The 21,529-nt window shown below is 64.7% G+C and carries 14 protein-coding genes; 7 read left to right on the top strand and 7 right to left on the bottom strand.

The window, feature by feature from the left end; all coding sequences use genetic code 11:
- Positions 1-20: 20 nt before the first annotated feature.
- Complete coding sequence (gene aceF, locus NCS58_RS05650) at positions 21-1,655, bottom strand: dihydrolipoyllysine-residue acetyltransferase (protein ID WP_250538083.1); 1,635 nt, start codon at positions 1,653-1,655, stop codon at positions 21-23.
- Between the two features lie 80 nt (positions 1,656-1,735).
- Positions 1,736-4,429: a pyruvate dehydrogenase (acetyl-transferring), homodimeric type gene (gene aceE / locus NCS58_RS05645; protein ID WP_061121753.1), complete on the bottom strand. Its 2,694-nt coding sequence runs from the start codon at positions 4,427-4,429 to the stop codon at positions 1,736-1,738.
- 281 nt (positions 4,430-4,710) lie between these two features.
- Here aceE and fixL point away from each other — a divergent pair, with 281 nt between their 5' ends.
- From fixL to NCS58_RS05615, 6 genes are all read left to right on the top strand, one after another.
- On the top strand, positions 4,711-7,245 hold the full coding sequence (gene fixL / locus NCS58_RS05640) for an oxygen sensor histidine kinase FixL (protein WP_061121754.1): 2,535 nt from the start codon (positions 4,711-4,713) through the stop codon (positions 7,243-7,245).
- The gene (gene fixJ, locus NCS58_RS05635; RefSeq protein ID WP_014190971.1) at positions 7,242-7,877 is read left to right on the top strand and encodes an oxygen response regulator transcription factor FixJ; all 636 of its coding nucleotides are present in this window, start codon (positions 7,242-7,244) and stop codon (positions 7,875-7,877) included. Before fixL ends, fixJ begins: the two co-directional genes overlap by 4 nt.
- A gap of 470 nt (positions 7,878-8,347) precedes the next feature.
- Positions 8,348-9,697 carry a DUF3300 domain-containing protein gene (locus NCS58_RS05630; RefSeq protein WP_250538178.1) on the top strand — a complete coding sequence of 450 codons (1,350 nt, stop codon included), beginning with the start codon at positions 8,348-8,350 and terminating at the stop codon, positions 9,695-9,697.
- A gap of 64 nt (positions 9,698-9,761) precedes the next feature.
- A complete protein-coding gene (locus NCS58_RS05625; protein WP_250538082.1) occupies positions 9,762-10,673 on the top strand; it encodes a DUF2950 domain-containing protein in 912 nt (303 codons plus the stop codon).
- 203 nt (positions 10,674-10,876) lie between these two features.
- Entirely contained in the window at positions 10,877-11,731 is an 855-nt protein-coding gene (folD, locus tag NCS58_RS05620) for a bifunctional methylenetetrahydrofolate dehydrogenase/methenyltetrahydrofolate cyclohydrolase FolD (protein ID WP_061121756.1), read from the top strand.
- 147 nt (positions 11,732-11,878) lie between these two features.
- On the top strand, positions 11,879-13,990 hold the full coding sequence (locus NCS58_RS05615; protein ID WP_061121757.1) for a M3 family metallopeptidase: 2,112 nt from the start codon (positions 11,879-11,881) through the stop codon (positions 13,988-13,990).
- A gap of 48 nt (positions 13,991-14,038) precedes the next feature.
- Here NCS58_RS05615 and NCS58_RS05610 read toward each other — a convergent pair whose 3' ends face one another.
- Both NCS58_RS05610 and NCS58_RS05605 read right to left on the bottom strand, forming a co-directional pair.
- Positions 14,039-15,316 (bottom strand): amidohydrolase family protein, encoded by a 1,278-nt coding sequence (locus NCS58_RS05610; protein ID WP_250538080.1) that lies wholly within the window; start codon positions 15,314-15,316, stop codon positions 14,039-14,041.
- A 104-nt stretch (positions 15,317-15,420) separates the two neighbouring features.
- Positions 15,421-16,257 carry a nitrilase-related carbon-nitrogen hydrolase gene (locus NCS58_RS05605; protein ID WP_250538078.1) on the bottom strand — a complete coding sequence of 279 codons (837 nt, stop codon included), beginning with the start codon at positions 16,255-16,257 and terminating at the stop codon, positions 15,421-15,423.
- A gap of 108 nt (positions 16,258-16,365) precedes the next feature.
- Between NCS58_RS05605 and NCS58_RS05600 the strand changes: the two genes are divergently transcribed.
- A complete protein-coding gene (locus NCS58_RS05600) occupies positions 16,366-17,265 on the top strand; it encodes a LysR family transcriptional regulator (RefSeq protein ID WP_250538077.1) in 900 nt (299 codons plus the stop codon).
- On the opposite strand, the gene NCS58_RS05595 is transcribed toward NCS58_RS05600, so the two are convergent.
- From NCS58_RS05595 to NCS58_RS05585, 3 genes are read right to left on the bottom strand one after another with little or no spacing between them, the layout of a single operon-like run.
- On the bottom strand, positions 17,249-17,833 hold the full coding sequence (locus NCS58_RS05595; RefSeq protein WP_250538075.1) for a GNAT family N-acetyltransferase: 585 nt from the start codon (positions 17,831-17,833) through the stop codon (positions 17,249-17,251). The genes NCS58_RS05600 and NCS58_RS05595 overlap by 17 nt on opposite strands.
- Before the next feature lie 46 nt (positions 17,834-17,879).
- The gene (gene kdpE / locus NCS58_RS05590; protein ID WP_061119865.1) at positions 17,880-18,575 is read right to left on the bottom strand and encodes a two-component system response regulator KdpE; all 696 of its coding nucleotides are present in this window, start codon (positions 18,573-18,575) and stop codon (positions 17,880-17,882) included.
- A complete protein-coding gene (locus NCS58_RS05585) occupies positions 18,568-21,357 on the bottom strand; it encodes a sensor histidine kinase KdpD (protein WP_250538074.1) in 2,790 nt (929 codons plus the stop codon). Before NCS58_RS05585 ends, kdpE begins: the two co-directional genes overlap by 8 nt.
- Between the last annotated feature and the right edge of the window lie 172 nt (positions 21,358-21,529).

The following is a 21,529-nucleotide window of genomic DNA, read 5'->3' as shown; positions in this document are numbered from 1 at the left end:
CCGTCGGCCGGATCAGAAGATCAGAGAATGACGCGACGGAAATCGCCCAGAATCGCCGACAGATAAGCGTTGAAGCGCGCAGCGGCCGCACCGTCGATGACGCGATGGTCGTACGACAGCGACATGGGCAGCGTAAGGCGCGGCACGAACTGCTTGCCGTCCCACACCGGCTTCATCTGACCGCGCGACAGGCCGAGAATCGCGACTTCGGGCGCGTTGATGATCGGCGTGAAGTGCGTTCCGCCGATGCCGCCCAGCGACGAGATCGAGAAGCAGCCGCCCTGCATCTGATCGGGCTTGAGCTTGCCGTCGCGCGCGAGCTTCGACAGCTCCGCCATTTCCTTGGCGATATCGACGAGGCCCTTCTTGTCCGCGTCGCGGATCACCGGAACGACGAGGCCGTTCGGCGTATCGGCCGCGAAACCGATGTGGTAATACTTCTTGAACACGAGGTTGTCGCCGTCCAGGCTCGCGTTGAAGTCCGGAAACTTCTTGAGCGCCGAGACCACGGCCTTGATGACGAACGCGAGCATCGTGAACTTCACGCCCGCCTTTTCGTGTTCCTTGTTCAGCTTGACGCGCAGTTCTTCGAGCTCGGTGATGTCGGCTTCGTCGTTGTTCGTGACGTGCGGAATCATCACCCAGTTGCGATGCAGGTTCGCCCCCGAGATCTTCTTGATGCGCGACAGCGGCTTCGGATCGACCGGGCCGAACTTCGTGAAGTCGATCTTCGGCCACGGCAGCAGACCCAGTTCGCCGCCGCCACCGCCAGCCGGCGCAGCCGCTGCGGGCGCCGCGCCCTGACCCGACATCACGCCCTTGACGAACGCGGTGATGTCGCCTTGCGTGATGCGGCCCTTCGGACCGCTGCCACGCACGCGAGACACGTCGACGCCCAGTTCGCGGGCGAACTTGCGCACGGACGGCGACGCGTGGCTCGACGTGCGCGTGCCGTCGCCGGCGGGAATCACGGGCGCCTGCGCGAGCGCGGACGGCGGCTCTTTCGCGGGAACGGGCTTCGCGGGCGCATCGGCGGGCACTTCGACCTGCTTCTGAGGCGCGGGCGCCGCCGCGGGCGCTGCTGCTGCACCGGCGCCTTCCAGCACGAGGATCAGCGAGCCTTCGGAAACCGTGTCGCCGATCTTGACCTTCAGTTCCTTCACCGTGCCCGATGCGGGACTCGGCACATCCATCGTCGCCTTGTCGGATTCGAGCGTGACGAGCGACTGCTCCTTCTCGACCTGGTCGCCGACCTTCACGCCGATCTCGATGATCGGAATGTCCGTGAAGTCGCCGATGTCCGGCACCTTCACTTCGATGGAACCGCCGCCGCTCGCGGCGGGGGCAGCAGCGGGAGTCGCTGCCGGCGCCGGTGCAGCCGCTTCCTGCTTTGCGGCAGGCGCGGCGGCGGATGCGCCGCCTTCCAGTACGACGATGAGCGTGCCTTCCGACACGTTGTCGCCGACCTTGACCTTCACCTCCTTCACGGTGCCCGCCGCCGAACTCGGCACGTCCATCGTCGCCTTGTCGGATTCGAGCGTGACGAGCGACTGCTCGGGTTCGACCGTATCACCCACCTTGACCAGCACCTCGATCACGGGGATGTCCTTGAAATCGCCGATGTCCGGCACTTTGACTTCGATCGCTTGACTCATTATTAGTGTCTCCTGGGTTGCACGCGGGCCTCCTTCCGCTTCGGAAAGAGGCCGCGTCACAACGCTCGGGGGCGATGCCTTTAGACGGTCATCGGGTTGGGTTTGGACGGGTCGAGGTTGTACTTCTTGATCGCCTCAGCGACGACCTTGCGCTCGATCGTGCCTTCGTCGGCCAGCGCGTTCAGCGCGGCCAGCGTCACCCAGTAGCGGTCGACTTCGAAGAAGTGGCGCAGCGCCTCGCGCGTGTCCGAGCGGCCGTAGCCGTCGGTGCCGAGCACCACGAACTTGTTCGGCACATAGCCGCGGATCTGGTCGACGAGCGCACGGATGTAGTCCGTCGATGCGATCACCGGACCCTTCGCGCCCTTGAGCAGCGCGCTCACGTGCGGCACGCGCTTCTCTTCGGTCGGATGCAGCAGGTTCCAGCGCTCGCACGCCTGACCGTCACGGGCCAGTTCGGTAAAGCTCGGCACGCTCCAGAGATCGGAGGTGACGCCCCAGTCGTTCTTCAGAAGATCGGCGGCGGCGATCACTTCGTTGAAGATCGTGCCCGCGCCCATCAGCTGAACGTGCGCCTTGCCGGCCGCATCGGCCTTCCTGAACGCGTACATGCCCTTGATGATGTCCGATGCAACGGCATCGCCTTGCGGGATCGCCGGATGCTCGTAGTTCTCGTTCATCACGGTGATGTAGTAGTACACGTCCTCCTGATCCGCGACCATGCGGCGCAGACCGTCCTGCATGATGACCGCGAGCTCGTAGCCGAAGGTCGGGTCGTAGCTCACGCAGTTCGGCACGGACGCCGCCCACAGCAGCGAGTGGCCGTCTTCGTGCTGCAGGCCTTCGCCGTTGAGCGTCGTGCGGCCAGCGGTACCGCCCAGCAGGAAGCCGCGCGAGCGCATGTCGCCCGCGGCCCACGCCAGATCGCCGATGCGCTGGAAGCCGAACATCGAGTAGAAGATGTAGAACGGGATCATGATCTCGCCGTGCGTCGAGTACGACGTCGCGGCCGCGATCCAGTCACACATCCCGCCTGCTTCGTTGATGCCTTCCTGCAGAATCTGCCCGGTTTCCGATTCCTTGTAGAACATCAGCTGGTCGGAGTCTTCGGGAATGTACTTCTGGCCTTCCTGATTCCAGATGCCGATCTGACGGAAGAGACCCTCCATGCCGAAAGTACGCGATTCGTCCGGCACGATCGGCACGATGCGCTTGCCGAGTGCCTTGTCTTTCAGCAGGATGTTCAGGATCCGCACGAAGGCCATCGTCGTGGAGATTTCGCGGCCTTCGCCCGTGCCCTTCAGCAGCGGCTCGAATGCGGCGAGCGCCGGCACCGGCAGCGATTCCGCCTTTTCGCGACGCGCCGGCAGATAGCCGCCGAGGTCCATGCGCTTCTGACGCATGTACTCCAGTTCCTTCGAGCCTTCCTCGAACGTGAGGTACGGCACGTCGGCGATTTGCTCGTCGGTGAGCGGCAGGCGGAACTGGTCGCGGAATTTCTTCAGCGTGTCGATCGGCAGCTTCTTCTGCTGGTGCGTGATGTTCATCGCCTGACCATGCTCACCCATGCCGTAACCCTTGATGGTCTTGGCGAGGATGACGGTCGGCGCGCCCTTCGTCTTGGTCGCGGCGTCGAATGCCGCGTAGATCTTGTGCGGATCGTGACCGCCGCGGTTCAGGTTCCAGATGTCTTCATCGGACCAGTCGGCGACCAGCGCCTTCAGTTCCGGCGTGTTGAAGAAGTGCTCGCGCACGAACGCGCCCGACTCCGACTTGTACGTCTGGTATTCGCCGTCGACGACTTCCATCATGCGGCGCATCAGCGCGCCGGTCTTGTCGCGCGCGAAGAGCGCATCCCAGCGGCTGCCCCAGATGACCTTGATGACGTTCCAGCCCGCGCCGCGGAATTCGCTTTCCAGTTCCTGGATGATCTTGCCGTTGCCGCGCACCGGGCCGTCCAGGCGCTGCAAGTTGCAGTTGATGACGAACACGAGGTTGTCCAGACGCTCGCGGCCGGCCATGCCGATCGCGCCGAGCGATTCCGGCTCGTCCGTCTCGCCGTCGCCGAGAAACGCCCAGACCTTGCGGCCGTCCGTTTTCGCGATGCCGCGCGCGGCCATGTACTTCATGAAGCGCGCCTGATAGATCGCCATGATCGGGCCGAGACCCATCGACACGGTCGGGAATTGCCAGAAGTCCGGCATCAGCCACGGGTGCGGATACGACGAGATGCCCTCGCCGCCCACTTCCTGGCGGAAGTTGTTCAGTTGCTTCTCGGTCAGGCGGCCGAGCAGGAACGCGCGCGAGTACACGCCCGGCGACGAGTGGCCCTGCACGAACACGAGATCGCCGCCGTGTTCTTTCGACGGCGCGTGCCAGAAGTGGTTGAAGCCCACGTCGTAGAGCGTGGCGGCGGACGCGAACGAAGCAATGTGGCCGCCGACGTTCGTATCCTTGCCCGCGCGCAGAACCATCGCGATGGCGTTCCAGCGGGTGTACGAGCGGATCCGGTGTTCGATGTCCTGGTCGCCCGGGATCTTGGCCTGCGAAGCGACGGGGATCGTGTTGATGTACGGCGTGTTGGCGGAGAACGGCAGGTGCTCGCCATGAACGCGAGCGAATTCGATCTGTTTCTCGATCAGGTAGTGCGCGCGATCAGGACCGACCGCGGAAATTACGCCGTCGAGCGCGTCGAGCCACTCGGCGGTTTCCTGAGGATCGTCGTCCTTGGCGTTGGCGACATATTTGAGAACTTCGTCGGGTACAGCGGACATGCTCGTCTCCTGATGTGAGGAACACTCTGAGAACCGCCGGCGCACGCCCGATCGAAGGCGGGCACTGGCCGCGTGCCGGCAATTCTAAAGAGGGTCCAGACCATGACGCAAGGAATTTTTCAAATCATGAGAGTTGATCTCACCATACGAAAAATTGCTGCAACGCACCGTCCCATAAGACTTTTTTAGTCAGATGTTTCTCCTCCTTTTCCTGCAATCGAGGCTTCTTTACCCTCTTTTTACGCCAATTAACAATCAGGCGCTGCGTTACAATCGCTTCCATGTTGACCGAACGGCTGATCAAACGCTCGGCGAGGGTCCCGCGCAAGCCGACCGACGCCTCGCCCTCTCGCTGGCACCACGGCCCGTGGTGGTCGAACTCCTATTTACTCACGCCGCTCATTTCGATCCTGGTATTTCTGGTCGTGATGAGTCTCATCCTCTGGAGCCTGAACCGGCGCGAGCAACAGCAGCAGGAAGACACGCTCTACCGCAATGTCGCGTGGGCGCAGCAGCAAATCCGTCTCTCGATGACGGGAGCACAGGAGCAGATCCAGGCGCTCGCCCGCGACATCGTGACCGGCCACGGCGACCCGCAAACCTTCCAGACCTCGTCCACCGACATCATGCAGGGGCATCCCGAGATCCTCTACATGAACTGGTATACGAGCGAGCATAAGCCGCGCTGGCCGAATACGCCGCTGCCCGTGCTCGGATCGCGTCTCGCGAAGCCGAACGACACGCAGATGGACGAGGCCGTGCAGGCCGCGTTCGACGAAGCGCGGACCACCCGCCGCCAAGTCTACTCGCCATTGCTCTACGACGATCTCGGCAACGGCTATATCACGCTGCAGACACCGGTTTTCCGCGACCGGGAATTCCTCGGCTCGATCGCGGCGGTGTTCTCGATCGAGGGCGTCCTCAAGCACGACATTCCCAGCGAACTGTCGGCGAAGTACAAGATCTCCATCACGGACCTGAACAACCGCGAACTCGCGACCACGTCGAGCCGCCCGCGCCTGCCGCGCGACATGTTCTACGACCTGCCGCTCGATCCGCCGGGTCAGGGCCTGTCGGTGCGCGTCTATTCGTACCCGCAGCTCACGAACTTCACCAATAACACGCTCGTCTGGCTCGTGGCCGGCTTGTCGTGCTTCGTGCTGTGGAGTCTCTGGAGTCTGTGGAAACACACGCGCCAGCGCTTCGAGGCGCAACAGGCGCTGTACGCCGAAGCGTTCTTCCGCCGGGCGATGGAAAACTCGGTGCTGATCGGCATGCGCGTGCTCGACATGCACGGCCGCATCACGCACGTGAACCCCGCGTTCTGCCGCATGACGGGCTGGGACGAGAGCGATCTCGTCGGCAAGAACGCGCCGTTTCCGTACTGGCCGCGCGACGCCTATCCCGAAATGCAGCGCCAGCTCGACATGACGCTGCGCGGCAAGGCGCCCTCTTCCGGCTTCGAATTGCGCGTGCGCCGCAAGGACGGTTCGTTCTTCCACGCGCGGCTGTACGTCTCGCCGCTGATCGACAGCTCGGGGCGGCAGACTGGCTGGATGTCGTCGATGACGGACATCACCGAACCCAAGCGCGCGCGCGAAGAGCTCGCCGCGGCGCACGAGCGCTTCACCACCGTGCTCGAAAGCCTCGACGCGGCCGTCTCCGTGCTCGCCGCCGACGAAGCCGAGCTGCTCTTCGCCAATCGCTATTACCGCCATCTGTTCGGCATCCGTCCCGACGGCCATCTGGAGCTCGCCGGCGCCGCGTTCGACGGCGGCTCGCAAAGCTCGTCCGATACCATCGACATGGTCGACACCTACGCGGGCCTCCCCGCCGCCGCGCTCACCGAAAGCTCGGCGGACGCGCAGGAAGTCTATGTCGAGGGTATCCAGAAGTGGTTCGAGGTGCGCCGCCAGTACATCCAGTGGGTCGACGGCCATCTCGCGCAGATGCAGATCGCCACCGACATCACGCAGCGCAAGCAGGCGCAGGAACTCGCGCATCAGCAGGAAGAGAAACTGCAGTTCACGAGCCGCCTGATGACGATGGGCGAAATGGCGTCGTCGCTCGCGCACGAGCTGAATCAGCCGCTCGCGGCGATCAACAACTATTGTTCCGGCTGCGTCGCGCTGGTGAAATCCGGCCGCATGACGCAGGAAACGCTGCTTCCCGTGCTCGAGAAGACCGCGCAGCAGGCCGTGCGCGCAGGCATGATCATCAAGCGCATCCGCGAGTTCGTGAAGCGCAGCGAGCCCAAGCGCCAGGCCGCGCGCGTCGCGGATATCGTCGCGGACGCGGTTGGTCTCGCCGAAATCGAAGCGCGCAAACGCAAGATCCGCATCGTCACCGAAATCCGCTCGCGCATGCCGGTGATCTACGTCGACCCGGTTTTGATCGAACAAGTGTTGGTCAACCTGTTGAAAAACGCGGCTGAGGCGATGCATGATGCGAAACCAACCGCGGTCGATCCGGTGATTCGCGTCGTCGTGCAGCGCATGGACGGCGGCTTCGTTTGCATCAGCGTGGTCGATCAGGGACCGGGCGTGGACGAGGCAACCGCCGAGCGCCTCTTCGAGCCGTTCTACAGCACCAAGTCCGACGGCATGGGCATGGGGCTGAACATCTGCCGCTCGATCATCGAGTCGCATCGCGGACGCCTTTGGGTGGTCAACAACGTCGAAGCGGACGGCCACGTGACCGGCGCGACTTTCCACTGCAGCCTGCCGATCGGCGAAGTGGACGGCTCGTCGGGCACGGGCGGCACGGATGCGCAGGACGAACATACGAGACAACAAACAGTTACGGGAGAACTATGAGCACAGTCACCACTCAGGAAACTGTCTTCGTCGTCGACGATGATGAAGCCGTGCGTGATTCCTTGCGCTGGCTGCTCGAAGCAAACGGCTATCGCGTTCAATGCTTCTCCAGCGCGGAATCGTTCCTCGACGTCTATCTGCCGATCTCGCATTCCGGCGCGATCTCCTGTCTGATCCTCGACGTGCGCATGGCCGGCATGACGGGGCTCGAGCTGCAGGAGAAACTCATCGCCGAGAATTCGCTGCTGCCGATCATCTTCGTGACGGGTCACGGCGACGTGCCGATGGCCGTCTCGACGATGAAAAAAGGCGCGATGGACTTCATCGAAAAGCCGTTCGACGAAGCCGAACTGCGCAAGCTCGTGGAGCGCATGCTGGAGAAAGCGCGCAGCGAAAGCACCAGCGTGCAGCAGCAGCGCGCCGCCGCAGAGCGTCTGGGCAAGCTGACCGCACGCGAGCATCAGGTGCTCGAGCGCATCATCGCGGGGCGCCTGAACAAGCAGATCGCCGACGATCTCGGCATCAGCATCAAGACGGTGGAAGCGCATCGCGCGAACATCATGGAGAAGCTCTCCGTGAACACCGTCGCCGATCTGCTGCGTCTCGCGCTGTCGAACAAGCCTCAGCAGTAACGGCTTCATCTCTCTCTTCGCGGCCGGCATCGCCATGCCGGCCGCGCTTGCATGGCGCGCCTGGCGACACGCGCGCGCCGTTCGTCCCCTTCCGAAACCCCGTTGTCGGCAAGAGTGAAACGTGATATTTCCTCAATCACGTTGACACATCCAGAGGGCCGCCCGTAAGTTGGCGTGACCTCCACTACCGGACAATGGTCATGCGCGACACGACGGCTGCTGCGTCCTTGCTCGAATGTCAAACGTTTGGCGTCCAGGTCTTCGAAACCGAAGCCACTCGCTCATCAATTCCCTCGCCTTCATTCAGCACTGCGCATCAGTTCGCTGCTTATCGGCAAACTACAGGCGCATCCCGCCGCATCGGCAGTCCACGCGCGCCGAGTGTCCAGCGTCGTGCACCGGAGGACTTGATCTTGAAACGAAGCCCTTACATCATCAGGCATCGCGCGCGCACGCTGCGCATCATCGCGATGAGCGTAGCGCTCGCGTTGCCGCTTACGGCGCTGCTTCCCGCCGCGGTTCACGCGCAGACGCAGGACGCCGCGAGCGCCGCGCAGAAGCTCACGAACCAGCAGCTCGATGCGCTGACCGCGCCGGTCGCGCTCTATCCCGACGCGCTGCTCGCGCAAGTGCTGATGGCGTCGACGTATCCATCGCAAGTCACCGATGCAGCCGCGTGGTCGAAGGCGAACCCGAACGTCAAGGGCGACGACGCCGTGAAAGCCGTGCAGACCGAGCCGTGGGATCCGAGCGTGCAATCGCTCGTCGCGTTCCCTCAGGCGCTCGCAACGATGGCCTCCAAGATCGACTGGGTGACGCAGCTCGGCAACGCCTTCATCGCGCAGCCGAGCGACGTGATGGACTCCGTTCAGCGTCTGCGGCGCGCGGCGCAAAGCGCCGGGAATCTGAAGACGAACGAGCAGCAGAAGATCACGAGCGCGCCGGCGCCGGCGGGCAGCACGACCACCAGCACCACGGTGATTCAAATCGAGCCGGCCAATCCGCAAGTGGTCTATGTGCCGACTTATAACCCGACGGTCGTGTACGGCACGTGGCCTTATCCGGCTTATCCGCCGGTCTACGTGCCTCCGCCTCCGGGATATGCGATGGCGTCGGCGTTCGTCGGCGGTCTCGCGTTCGGCGCAGGCGTCGCGGTCGTGAATTCGCTGTGGGGCAACTGCAACTGGGGGCACGGGGATGTCAACGTCAACGTGAACCGCTACAACAACATCAACACGAGCAACCGCATCAATGCGAACAGCAACAACGTGCGCTGGAACCGCAACGATCCGCAGTTCAACCGGACCAACGTCGCGAACCGGCAGAACACGTTGAACAACGCGAATCTCGGCGCGAACGCCAACCAGTTTCGGGGTCGCGAGAATGCGCGCGCGCAGGCGGCGCAGACGCTGCAGCAGCGCACCGGGCAAAACCTCAACGAGCCGGCGAGCCAGCGCGTGCAGAGCATTCGCCAGGGCGGCGGTGTGAACGCGCGCGACACCAGCGACCTGCGCCAGCGCTCGCAGAACGTGAACCGCGATAACGCGCTGCGCGGTGCGGGCGACGGCAATGGTGCGCGCCAGGACATCCAGCGCGGACAGGCGAGCCGGGAGTCGTTCGCCAATCAGTCGCATAACCGCGTCGGCGGCGGCGGTGGTATCGAGCGTCAGGCGGGCGGCGGTGCGGGGGGCGGTGCGGGGGGTGGATTCGGCGGCGCGGGGGGCGCGCAACGTCAGGGCGGTGGATTCGGGGGCGGCGGCGGAATGCACGGCGGCGGCGGGTTCCAGCGAGGCGGCGGCGGAGGCTTTCATCGCCGTTGATGATCGATTCGACTGATCGCTCAAACGCCGCATACGCGGCGAACGCCACTTTCAGGAGCCTGAGATGACCCCTACCCAAGCATTCGCCTCAACGAAGAAGCCATTCCTGCGCGCCCTCGTCGCCGCATCGCTCGCGCTCGGCGTATCGCTCGCGTACGCGCAGACCGTCTATCCGACCGCGGAAGCGGCCGCGCAGGCGCTCACCGACGCCATCGCGACCAACGACGACACCGCGCTCGCCAAAGTCCTCGGCAAGGACCACAGGCATTACGTACCCGCCGGCAGTGTCGGCGAAGAGGACATCTATGCGTACCTGGGCGCGTGGGCGCAGCAGCATCGCATCGTCGAGGATGCTCAACCGCTCAAAGGCCATCCGGCTGCGCACATCGAAGCGGGCACGAGCGGCTGGACGCTGCCGATTCCGCTCGTGAAAGTCGCGAAAGGCTGGCGCTTCGACATGCCCGCCGCGCGCGACGAACTGCTCACGCGGCGTATCGGCCGCAACGAGCGTTCGGCGATGCAGGTCGCGCTCGCGTATGTCGCCGCGCAGAACGACTATCACAAGACGGCCGACCGCTACGCCGACCGTTTCGTCAGCACGCACGGCAAACACGACGGCCTCTACTGGGACACCGCGCCGGGCGAGCCGGACAGCCCGCTCGGCCCGCTCGCTGCCACGATGCCGAACAAGCCGAGCGCAGCCGACGGCTATTACGGCTATCACTACCGCATCCTGACTTCGCAGGGCGCGAACGCGCAGGGCGGCGCGAAGAGCTATCTGCAGGACGGCAAGCTGACGCAAGGCTTCGGCTTGATCGCGACGCCGGCGCGCTACGGCCAGACCGGTGTGATGACTTTCATCGTCAACCAGGACGGGCAGATCTTCGAAAAAGACCTCGGCCCGGCGTCCGCACGCGCGGCCGCGGCGATCAAGTCGTTCAATCCGGATTCGTCCTGGAAGGCGGTTACGCCTTAAGGCCCGGCGAAGTGGCGGGCATGGCGGGCCAAAACGTGCAATAGCGCCCGGCGGTATAATTTCGCCCTTCCCAGGGGCGCATTTGCCGAAAAACGCGCCCAGCACCATGCGCGAGCGCCGCGCACCGCTGCCGCACGAAGCAGCGGGCGCGGCGACGGCTTAACGCCCTCGCGCGCCTTCGCCCATCCTCGATCCGATTCGCCATGACTGCCCAACTCATCGACGGCAACGCCCTTTCCAAGACCCTTCGCGCCGATGTCGCCCAGCGCGCCGCCGCCCTCACCGCCCGTGGACACAAGCCGGGCCTGGCCGTGGTGCTCGTCGGCGACAATCCCGCGAGCGAGGTCTACGTGCGCAACAAGGTGAAGGCGTGCCACGACAACGGCCTGCACTCGGTGATGGACCGCTTCCCCGCGACGCTCGCCGAAAACGAACTCCTCGCGCACGTCGCAAAGCTCAACGCCGATCCTTCCATCCACGGCATTCTTGTGCAACTGCCCCTGCCCGCGCACATCGATAGCCACAAGGTCATCGAGGCCATCGCGCCCGAGAAGGATGTCGACGGCTTTCACGTCGCCAATGCGGGCGCGCTCATGACCGGCAAGCCGCTCTTTCGCCCGTGCACGCCCTACGGCGTGATGAAGATGTTCCAGGCGCACGACATCGACCTGAAAGGCGCGAACGCGGTGGTGATCGGCCGCTCGAACATCGTCGGCAAGCCGATGGCGCTTCTGCTGCTCGAAGCCGGCGCGACCGTCACCATCTGTCACAGCAAGACGCGCGACCTCGCGAAGCATACGCGCGATGCCGATGTGATCGTCGCCGCGGTCGGCCGCCGCAACATCCTGACCGCCGACATGGTGAAGCCGGGCGCCACCGTGATCGACGTCGGCATGAATCGCGACGACGAAGGCAAGCTGTGCGGCGACGTCGATTTCGCGGGCGTCAGGGAAGTCGCCGGCCATATCACGCCGGTCCCGGGCGGCGTCGGCCCGATGACCATCACGATGTTGCTCGTCAACACGATCGAAGCGGCCGAGCGCGCGGCGCAGGCGTGAAAATCGGCGCTGGGCCGCATTAATCGGCCCCTTAAAAACAATCGATTGGAATTTGCCTCGCACGCCCTAATAATCTCTCAGAGAGCCGGCGCGGACGGGTGCGACACTCCCCGCCCGCGCTTTACCCAACATCAGAACGGGAGAGTCATGAGCGACACCACGTCCACCCTGGCAGCGGCCAATCCGCTGCTCGATTTTTCCGATCTTCCGCGTTTCGGCGAAATTCAGCCTGCGCACGTCACGCCGGCGCTCGACGTGCTGCTCGCCGATGCAAAGGCCGCCGTCGACCGTGCGAGCGCGCCGGACACGCCGGCGACCTGGAAAGATGTCGTCGAGGCGGTCGAGCAGGAATCGGAAAAATTGTCCCGCGCTTGGGGCGTAATCGGCCATCTGAACGCGGTTGCCGATACGCCAGAACTGCGCGCCGCGCACGCTGAAAACCTGCCGCGCGTCACCGAATTTTCGGCAAGCGTCGGTCAGAACCTCGCGCTCTACGAGAAGTACAAGGCGATTGCCGCTGGACCGGAATTCGCCGGTTTATCGGCCGAGCGCAAGAAGATCCTGGAGAATTCGCTGCGGGATTTCCGTCTGTCGGGCGCCGAATTGCCCGAGGACCGCAAGCCGCGTTTCGCGCAATTGCAGGAGGAGCAAGCCGCGCTTTCCAAGGCATTCTCCGATCACGTGCTCGATTCGACCAACGCCTACGCGTACGTCGTCACGCAAAAAAGCGATCTCGCCGGCCTGCCGGATGACGTGATCGAAGCGGCCCGCGAAGCCGCTCAACGCGACGGCAAGGAAGGATGGAAGTTCACACTGCATTTCCCGTCGTATTTCCCGGTGCTGCAATATGCCGATCATCGGCCGATGCGCGAGGCGATGTATCGCGCGTATGCCACCCGTGCGTCGGAGCTGGGCGGCACCTACGGCCACGGCAAGCCTGAATGGGACAACACCGCGAATATCGTCGAGCATCTGAAGCTGCGCGAGGAGGAAGCGAAGACGCTCGGCTATCAGAATTTCGCGGAAGTGTCGCTCGCGCCGAAGATGGCCGAATCGCCCGCGCAAGTGATCGCGTTCCTCGAGGACCTCGCCACGCGTGCGCGTCCTTACGCCGAAAAGGACTGGATGGAACTGCGCGCGTTCGCCGCGACCGAGCTCGGCATGCCCGAACTGCAGCCGTGGGATATCGCGTATGCGGCCGAGAAGCTGCGTCAGAAGCGCTACTCGTTCTCCGAGAACGAAGTGAAGCAATACTTCCCGCAGGAAGCCGTGCTGAAGGGCCTCTTCAAGGTCACCGAAACGCTTTTCAACGTGTCGATCCGCCGCGACGAAGCCGCCGTGTGGAACCCCGACGTGCGCTTCTTCCGCGTCGAGAACAAGGACGGCACACTCGTCGCGCAGTTCTATCTCGATCTCTACGCGCGCGAAGGCAAGCGCGGCGGCGCATGGATGGACGACGCCCGCTCGCGCCACAAGCGCACGCAGGGCGGCGTGCAGACGCCGGTCGCCTATCTCACGTGCAATTTCTCGGCGCCGGTGGGCGGCAAGCCCGCCTGCTTCACGCATGATGAAGTCATCACGCTGTTCCATGAGTTCGGCCACGGCCTGCATCACATGTTGACGCGGATCGACGAACTGGGCGTGTCGGGCATCAATGGCGTCGAGTGGGATGCGGTCGAACTGCCGTCGCAGTTCATGGAAAACTTCTGCTGGGAGTGGGACGTCTTGACCGACATGTCCGCGCATGTCGAGACCGGCGCGCCGCTACCGCGCGAGCTGTTCGACAAGATGCTCGCCGCGAAGAACTTCCAGAGCGGTCTCGGCACGATGCGCCAGATCGTCTTCTCGATGTTCGACATGGTGTTGCACACGTCCTACGATCCGGCCAACGCGACGCAGAACGTGAACGACCTCGCGCGCGCGATCAACGAGAAGTTCCATGTGATTCCGCAGGCGCCGTTCTCGCGCTGGCCGAACACGTTCAGCCATATCTTCGCGGGCGGCTACGCGGCGGGTTACTACAGCTACAAGTGGGCTGAAGTGCTGTCGGCGGACGCGTACGCGGCGTTCGAAGAAGCCGCGAAGGCCAGCAACGGCTCGGTGCTCGACGTGACGACGGGCACGCGCTACCGCCGCGAGATTCTCGAAGTCGGCGGCAGCCGCCCGGCGATGGATTCGTTCAAGGCGTTTCGCGGACGCGAGCCGGACATCGACGCATTGCTGCGACATAACGGCATGTCGGGGCAAGCGGCGCACTGATCTCGAGCTGGCGAGAAAACCCCGGCCCAATCCAGGGACCGGGGTTTTTTATCGCCTGTCGATCCTGAAATCGATCGCCGATGGCCGCCCTTCCAGCGCCAGCGACGCGCGAACGGCAGGGCTTCGGCTGATCACCTTGCCTCGTCGCACGACGGCCGTGCGCGCCGCCCGCAGGCGTATCGCTTCGATAGGATCGCGCGCGTCGAGCACGACGCAATCCGCGTTGCATCCGGTTTCGATGCCGTAACCTTCCAGCCCGAGAATGCGCGCGGGATGCTTCGTCACCGCATCGAAGCAGGCGCGCATCGCATCGACGCCGGTCATCTGCGCGACGTGCAGACCCATGTGCGCGACTTCGAGCATGTCGCCGGAGCCGAGGCTGTACCACGGGTCCATCACGCAGTCATGGCCGAACGCGACCGTGATGCCGCCCGCCATCAGTTCGGGCACGCGCGTCATGCCCCGTCGCTTCGGATACGTATCCGAGCGCCCTTGCAGCGTGATGTTGATGAGCGGATTTGCGATCGCCGCGACGCCCGCCTCGCGCATCAACGGAATGAGCTTGCTGACGTAGTAGTTGTCCATCGAATGCATCGACGTGAGATGCGAGCCGGTCACGCGGCCGTGCAGTCCCAGCCGATGCGTTTGCGCCGCCAGCGTTTCGATGTGGCGCGACATCGGATCGTCGGATTCGTCGCAGTGCATGTCGACGCGCAAGCCCTGCTCCGCCGCGTATTCGCACAGGAGCTTCACCGATGCCGCGCCGTCGGCCATCGTGCGCTCGAAGTGCGGAATGCCGCCGACGACATCGACGCCCATCGCGATCGCGCGCTTCAGGTTGTCGAACGCGCCCGCGCTGCGCAATACACCGTCTTGCGGAAACGCGACGAGTTGCAGATCGAGATACGGTTTCACGCGACGCTTGACTTCGACGAGCGCTTCCACGGCCAGGAGGCGCGGATCGCAGACATCGACGTGAGAACGGATCGCGAGCAGCCCGCGCGCCACGGCCCAGTCGCAGTACTGCAACGCGCGCTCGACGAGCGCTTCCTGCGTGAGCTCGGGCTTCAGCTCGCCCCACAGCGCAATGCCTTCGAGCAGGGTGCCCGACGCATTCACGCGCGGCAATCCATAGGAAAGCGTCGCGTCCATGTGGAAGTGCGCATCGACGAAAGGCGCGGTGACGAGTGAGCCGTTCGCATCGATTTCCTCTCGCGCGGTGGCCGCCAGATGCGGCTCGATCGCGGCAATACGCCCCGCTTCCATGCCGATATCGTTAAGCCCGCGCGAGTCCGCGAGCGATGCGCGGCGAATGATCAAATCCATGTGCGAAACCTCCGTCAGGCCGTTCGTCCGATGTGTTCGTCCGATGTGTTCGTCCGATGTGTTCGTCCGATTGTATCGGGACAGAAAAGCCGTGCGCGTTCGATTCAGCGCATCACGCGATGGCGTCCGACCACAGCGAAACTGAGCGACAGCGAACCGCGCGGCATGGCGCGTTCCGGTTCGATCGCGAGCGGATAGGCGTTGCCCTGGCGCGCGAGCGGTTCATAAAGATCAGGACGGCGCGCGGCCAGCGCCTTGCGCCCTGCACTCGCCTCGGCCAACGATGGCCGCACGTCCGCGACGACGAGATGGTCATTGCCCGACGCACGACGAGCGAGCACACGGCCGTCCGGGCCGGCGATCAGCGCCTCGTCGCCCGACGTGTGGCTGCACGCGATGAACATGCCGTTGTCGGCGGCGCGCGCGGCGAGCATCCCGCGATGCGTTCGATCGCCGCGCATCGGTGCGATGAGAAGCGTCGCGCCAAGGAGCGCGGTCATCCGCACGTTTTCGACGACGTCGTTGTCATCGCCGATCAGAATGCCGATGCGTGCGCCGAAGGGCGCATCGAACACGGTGAAGCGCTCACCGCTATGCAACCCGCGATGCGACGCATGCAGCTTGCGATGGCGCACGCGCGCGCCGCCCGGAAAGAGCATCGCATAGCTGTCGTAAAGGCGCCCGTCTTCGGTGCGCTCGATCCAGCCGACGCCCGCCGCGACGCCGGTATCGTCGACGGCGGCGGCGATCGCGCGGATCGAAGGGCCATCGAACGATTCGGCACGCGATGCGTCGTCCGGTACGCCGATGCTCAATTGCGGGAACACCACCAGCTGTACCTTCTGAAATGCGGCGTCGGCGATCAGCGCACGATGGCGCGCGGCATCGCCATGCGGTGAATCGAGCGCAGTCACGGCGATGCGAAACGAAGTGGCATCCAAGCGAGGCTCCGGAACAATCGAGTAGATGGCCTCATTGAACCGCTCGCACATCGATAAGTAAAATGAATGTTTCGATCGATTCGATCGCCAGAGGGAATCGAATATCCGATGGAACTGAAACTCCTGCGCGCCTTCCTCACCATCGCCGAACTGCGCCATTTCGGCCGCGCTGCCGAAGCCCTGCACCTCAGCCAGCCCGCGCTCAGCAAGCAGGTCGCCGCGCTCGAAGCGAGCCTCGGCGCGCGTCTGTTCGAACGCGGGCGCCACGGCGCGGAGCTGACGGCGTTCGGCGCCGGCTTCATCGCCGATGCGCAAGCGCTGGTGCGCGATGCCGACGCCGTGCTCGTGCGCGCACGCGAAGCCGCGAGCGGTGCGCGCGGGTTTCTGCGCGTCGGCTTGTGCCTGTCGACGCTTACGCATGTGCCGAAGCTGATCGCGGAGTTCGGCGCGCTCAATCCGGGCGTGAGCATCACGCTGCACGATCTTTCGTCCCACGAGCAGACGCGCCGCATCCTCGCGAACAAGCTCGATGTGGGATTCATGCGCATGCCCGCTAACGCCGGGCTTTCGGGCTTCACCGTACTCGATGAAACGCTCGCGCTCGCCGTGCCCGAGCACACGCGCTACAAACGTCTGCCCATGGACCTGAACGAACTGAACGAGCCGGGATTCATCGCGCTATCGCGCACGCGCGGGCCGGGTCTCGCCGCGCAGATCGATCGCTGGTGCGCCGGGCACGGCTTCGTGCCGCGCGTGATTCAGGAAGCGGACGACATTCAATCCGTCCTCGCATCCGTGGCGGGCGGCGTGGGCGCCGCGTTCCTGCCATCGCGTGCGCGATACCTGCTGCGCGATGCACGCGTGCTGACCTTGCGCGATCAGGCCGCGCGATGGCGCGTCGGCCTTGCATGGCAGGCCGAACGCGACGATACCGTCACGCACGGCTTCGTCGCGTTCATGAAAGCGCGCGTGAAGACATTGAAGGCGACCGCTACGCTCGACGCCTGAGCTTCGCGAGAAGCATCGCTTTGACGCCGGGCCATTCGTCGTCGATGATCGAAAAGCGCACCGAGTTGCGCTTGCGGCCATCGGGCATGATGCGCTCGTGCCGCACGATGCCTTCCTGTTTCGCGCCAATGCCGAGTATCGCCGCCCGCGATGTCTCGTTGAGTTCGTCGGTGGTGAATTGCACGCGCACGCAGTTCATCGCTTCGAACGCGTGCGCGAGCAGCAGATATTTCGCTTCCGTGTTGATGCCGGTGCGCTGCGTCGATGCCGCGAGCCACGTATGGCCGATTTCGAGCTTGCGGTTCGCGCGATCGATCTTCCAGTAACGCGTGCTCCCGACGACGCGCCCGCCACCGGCCTGCCCGATTACGAAGGGCATCACCGTGCCAGCATCGCGACCCGCGAGCGCGGTGTCGAGGTAGCGGTCGATCGTGTCCTCATTCGGCACGACCGTCACGTTCAGATTCCAGAGCTCGCCATCGGCGGCGGCATCGAGCAAGGCGGCACGGTCATCGCGTTGCAGCGGGCGAAGCTGCACGCGTTGCCCGTTCAGGGTCGGTTGGCTCATCGACTGTCGGCAGGTTTGCGTTGAGACGACATCATAATTCGCCGCGCTATCCGATGCCCGCGAGCCGATATCCGACGCCCGTCTCCGTCACGATATGCACGGGCTGCGCGGGGTCGCGCTCGAGCTTCTGCCGCAAATGCCCCATGTAGACGCGCAGGTAATGCGCGTTCCCGACGTGTTCCGGTCCCCACACTTCGCGCAACAACTGCCGATGCGTGAGCACACAGCCCGCGTGACGCATCAGCACCGTCAGGAGCCTGTATTCGATCGGCGTGAGGCGCACCGGCTGCCCTTCCCGCGTCACGAGCCGCTTGCCCAGATCGACGGCGATATCGCCGAAGCGAATCATCGGCGTCTCGTCCTGCGCCTGCGCGTTGCGCCGCAACTGCGCACGCATGCGCGCGAGCAGTTCGGGCACGCCGAAGGGCTTAGTCAGATAGTCGTCGGCGCCCGCATCGAGCGCGGCGACTTTCGTTTGCTCGCTCGTGCGCGCCGAGAGCACGATCACCGGCGTGCGCGTCCAGCCGCGCAACTCGCGGATCACGTCGATGCCGTCCGCGTCCGGCAAGCCGAGATCGATCACGATCAGATCGGGCTTGCGCGTCGCGGCTTCGCGCAGGCCGGCCGCGGCCGTATCGGCTTCGATCGCCGTCATGCCGTGCGCATGCAGCGTCGCGCGCACGAAGCGGCGAATCTGCGGATCGTCCTCGATGACGACGACCGATACGGCCGCATCAGGCATCGCCCGCTCCCGGCGTCGCCGCCTTCGATTCGATATCTTCATCGGGCGGCACGTCTTCCGGCGGCGCATCGTCGGCCGGCAGCGTGAACCAGAAGCGCGCGCCCTGTATGCGTCCGTTCGCGTCCTCACGATTTCCCGCCCCGATCTGCCCGCCATGCGCCTCGACGATCGCGCGGCAGATCGCGAGACCGAGCCCGATGCCCGGCTGCGCCGATTCCTTCTCGCCGCGCGTGAACTTGTCGAAGAGACGGGTCTGCATGCCGGACGGCACACCCGGGCCTTCATCGTCGATGCACACCCGCACGAAGCGCGCATCGCCGTCGTGCTCCAGCGCGGCGCTGATGTGTATCGGTGTCCCCGGCGGCGTGTACTTCGCGGCGTTTTCCAGCAGATTCGCGAAGAGACGTTCCATCAGCACCGCGTCGAGCTGCAGAAGCGGCAGATCGGCGGGCACGCGCACTTGCACGGCGCGTCTTGCGAGCACGCGGCGCGAGGTCGCGAGCGCCGCGCCCACGGTCTCCTCGAGCATCGACCATTGGCGGTTCAGGCGAATCGCGCCCGCTTGCAGGCGCGCCATGTCGAGCAGATTCGTCACGAGCCCGCTCATGCGCAGCGCTTCCTCGTGGATCGCGTGCACGAGTTCCTGCGCCTCATCCGCGCCGCCTCCGGCTTCGCGCGCCCGTTCCTCCAGCACCGAAGCGAAGCCGACGATCGAGGTGAGCGGCGTGCGCAGATCGTGCGAGATCGCGGACAGGAGCGAGTTGCGCAAGCGCTCCGATTCCATGTTGACGAGCGCGTCCTGCGCGATCTCGACGTAATGCACACGCTCCAGCGCGAGCGCGATCTGCGACGCGAACGTTTCGATCATGCGGCGCTGCTCGGGCACCGCGAGTTCGGCCTCGCGCTCGGTCGCAAGCGCGAGCACGCCGCGCGTGCGCATCGGCGCTTTCAGCGGCAGATAGAGCGCCTGACTCGCGGGCAAGGTTTCGGTGCCGCGGCCCGCGGGCTTCTGCTGGTCGTAGACCCATTGCGCGATGTCGAGATCGAGACGCGCGGCGTCGAGCGTCACATCCGGATTCGGCTCGCCCACTTTCTGCCGCACTTTTTCGGCGGCGTCGGGCAACAACATCGCGACCTTCGACTGAAACACCTCCGCGACGTGACGCGTGCCGATTTCGATGATCTGCTCGGTCATCAATGCGGCGCCGAGTTCCCTGGTCATCGCGTACATTGCGCCGGTGCGGCGTTCGCGCTGCGACGCGATGCGCGCCTCGCGCCGCAGGCTCGACGTCAGATGGCTGATCGTGAGCGAGGTCAGCAGCATCACGATGAAGGTCAGCAGATACTGCGTGTCCGTCACGGAGAAAGACAGCTCGGGCGGCACGAAGAAAAAATCGAACGCGGCGACGGAAAGGAACGACAGCATCACGCCCGGCCCGCGCCCGAGGCGCACCGCTGCGAAGATCACGCCGAGCAGGTACAGCATCACGAGATTCGTGAGCGCGAACCGATGCGCGGCCAGCATGTCGGCGACGAGCGTGATGGCGCCGCCGATCGCGAGCGCGACGACATAAGCGCGCGGCGGCGAGTGCGCACCGTCGCGCCAGATGCCGAACGCCTGCGCGAACGTGCGGCGTCGCTCGTCGCGGGCGCCGGTCGAAACGAGCGTCACGTCGATATCCGAGCCCTGCCGGATGATGCGCTCGCTGACCGGCCGCGCGAACACGCGCCGCCATCCTTCACTCGCCGATGCGCCCGCGACGAGCTTCGACACGTTGCGCATGTGCGCATAGTCGATGAGCGTCGCAGCGGCATCGGCGCCATCGAGCGTCACCGTTTCCGCGCCGAGTTCGGAGGCGAGCTTGAGCGCATCGAGCGTGCGGCGGCGGATGTCGTCGGACAGGCGTTGCAGCTTCGGCGTTTCGACGTAGACGGCGAGCCAGTCGGCCTTGAGCGCAGCGGCGAGCCGCGCCGCCGCGCGCACGAGCGTCGCGCTTTCCGGTCCCGGCCCGACGCACGCGATGAGCCGCTCGCGCGCGCGCCAGATGCGTTCGATCGACTGATCGGCGCGATATTCGCGCATCTGCGCATCGACGCGGTCCGCCGTGCGGCGCAACGCGAGCTCGCGCAGCGCGATCAGGTTGCCTTTGCGAAAGAAGTTGCGCACCGCGTGCTCGGCTTGCTGCGGCAGATAGACCTTGCCTTCGCGCAGACGGTCGAGCAGTTCTTCGGGCGGAAGATCGACGAGCGTGACTTCATCGGCGAGATCGAAGATGCGGTCGGGCACGGTCTCCCAGACGCGAATGCCGGTGATGCGGCCCACGATGTCGTTCAGGCTTTCGAGGTGCTGGACGTTGACGGTCGTGTAGACGTCGATGCCCGCGTCGAGCAGTTCCTGCACGTCCTGCCAGCGCTTCATGTGGCGCGAGCCTTGCACGTTCGAATGTGCGAGTTCGTCGACGAGGATGAGTTGGGGCTTTCTTGTCAGGGCTGCGTCGAGGTCGAATTCGGCGAGCAGACGGCCGCGGTACTCGATGCGCGCAGGCGGGAATGTTTCGAGTCCTTCGAGCAGGGCGAGGGTTTCCTTGCGGCCATGCGTTTCGACCACGCCGACGACGACTTCCACGTTCTCGTCGCGGCGGCGGCGCGCGGCCTGGAGCATCGCGAAGGTTTTGCCTACGCCGGCTGAGGCGCCGAAGAAGATCTTCAGCCTTCCGCGCTGGCGTTTTTCTTCGTCGCGGTGGAGTTTGTCGAGGAGTTCGTCGGGGGTTGGGCGGGGCATGGTTCTGGTTTTTTGCTTCGCTTTGCTTTGGTTTGCTTCGGTTTGCTCGGGCTTCTATGGAATCCTGTGTTCGTGTCGGTCTATTGGCTCTGCCCCTGTGCGGGGCGGGGGGGGGGTGTTTTTTTTTTGTACTTAAATATTTAATGCGCCCCCCCCCACGGGGCGCCGATCA

Source organism: Caballeronia sp. INML3B, from assembly GCF_023631305.1.
In the GTDB taxonomy this organism is placed as follows: domain Bacteria; phylum Pseudomonadota; class Gammaproteobacteria; order Burkholderiales; family Burkholderiaceae; genus Caballeronia; species Caballeronia turbans.
Note: the sequence above shows the minus strand (reverse complement) of the source record. Positions and strands in the feature narration are given on the sequence as shown.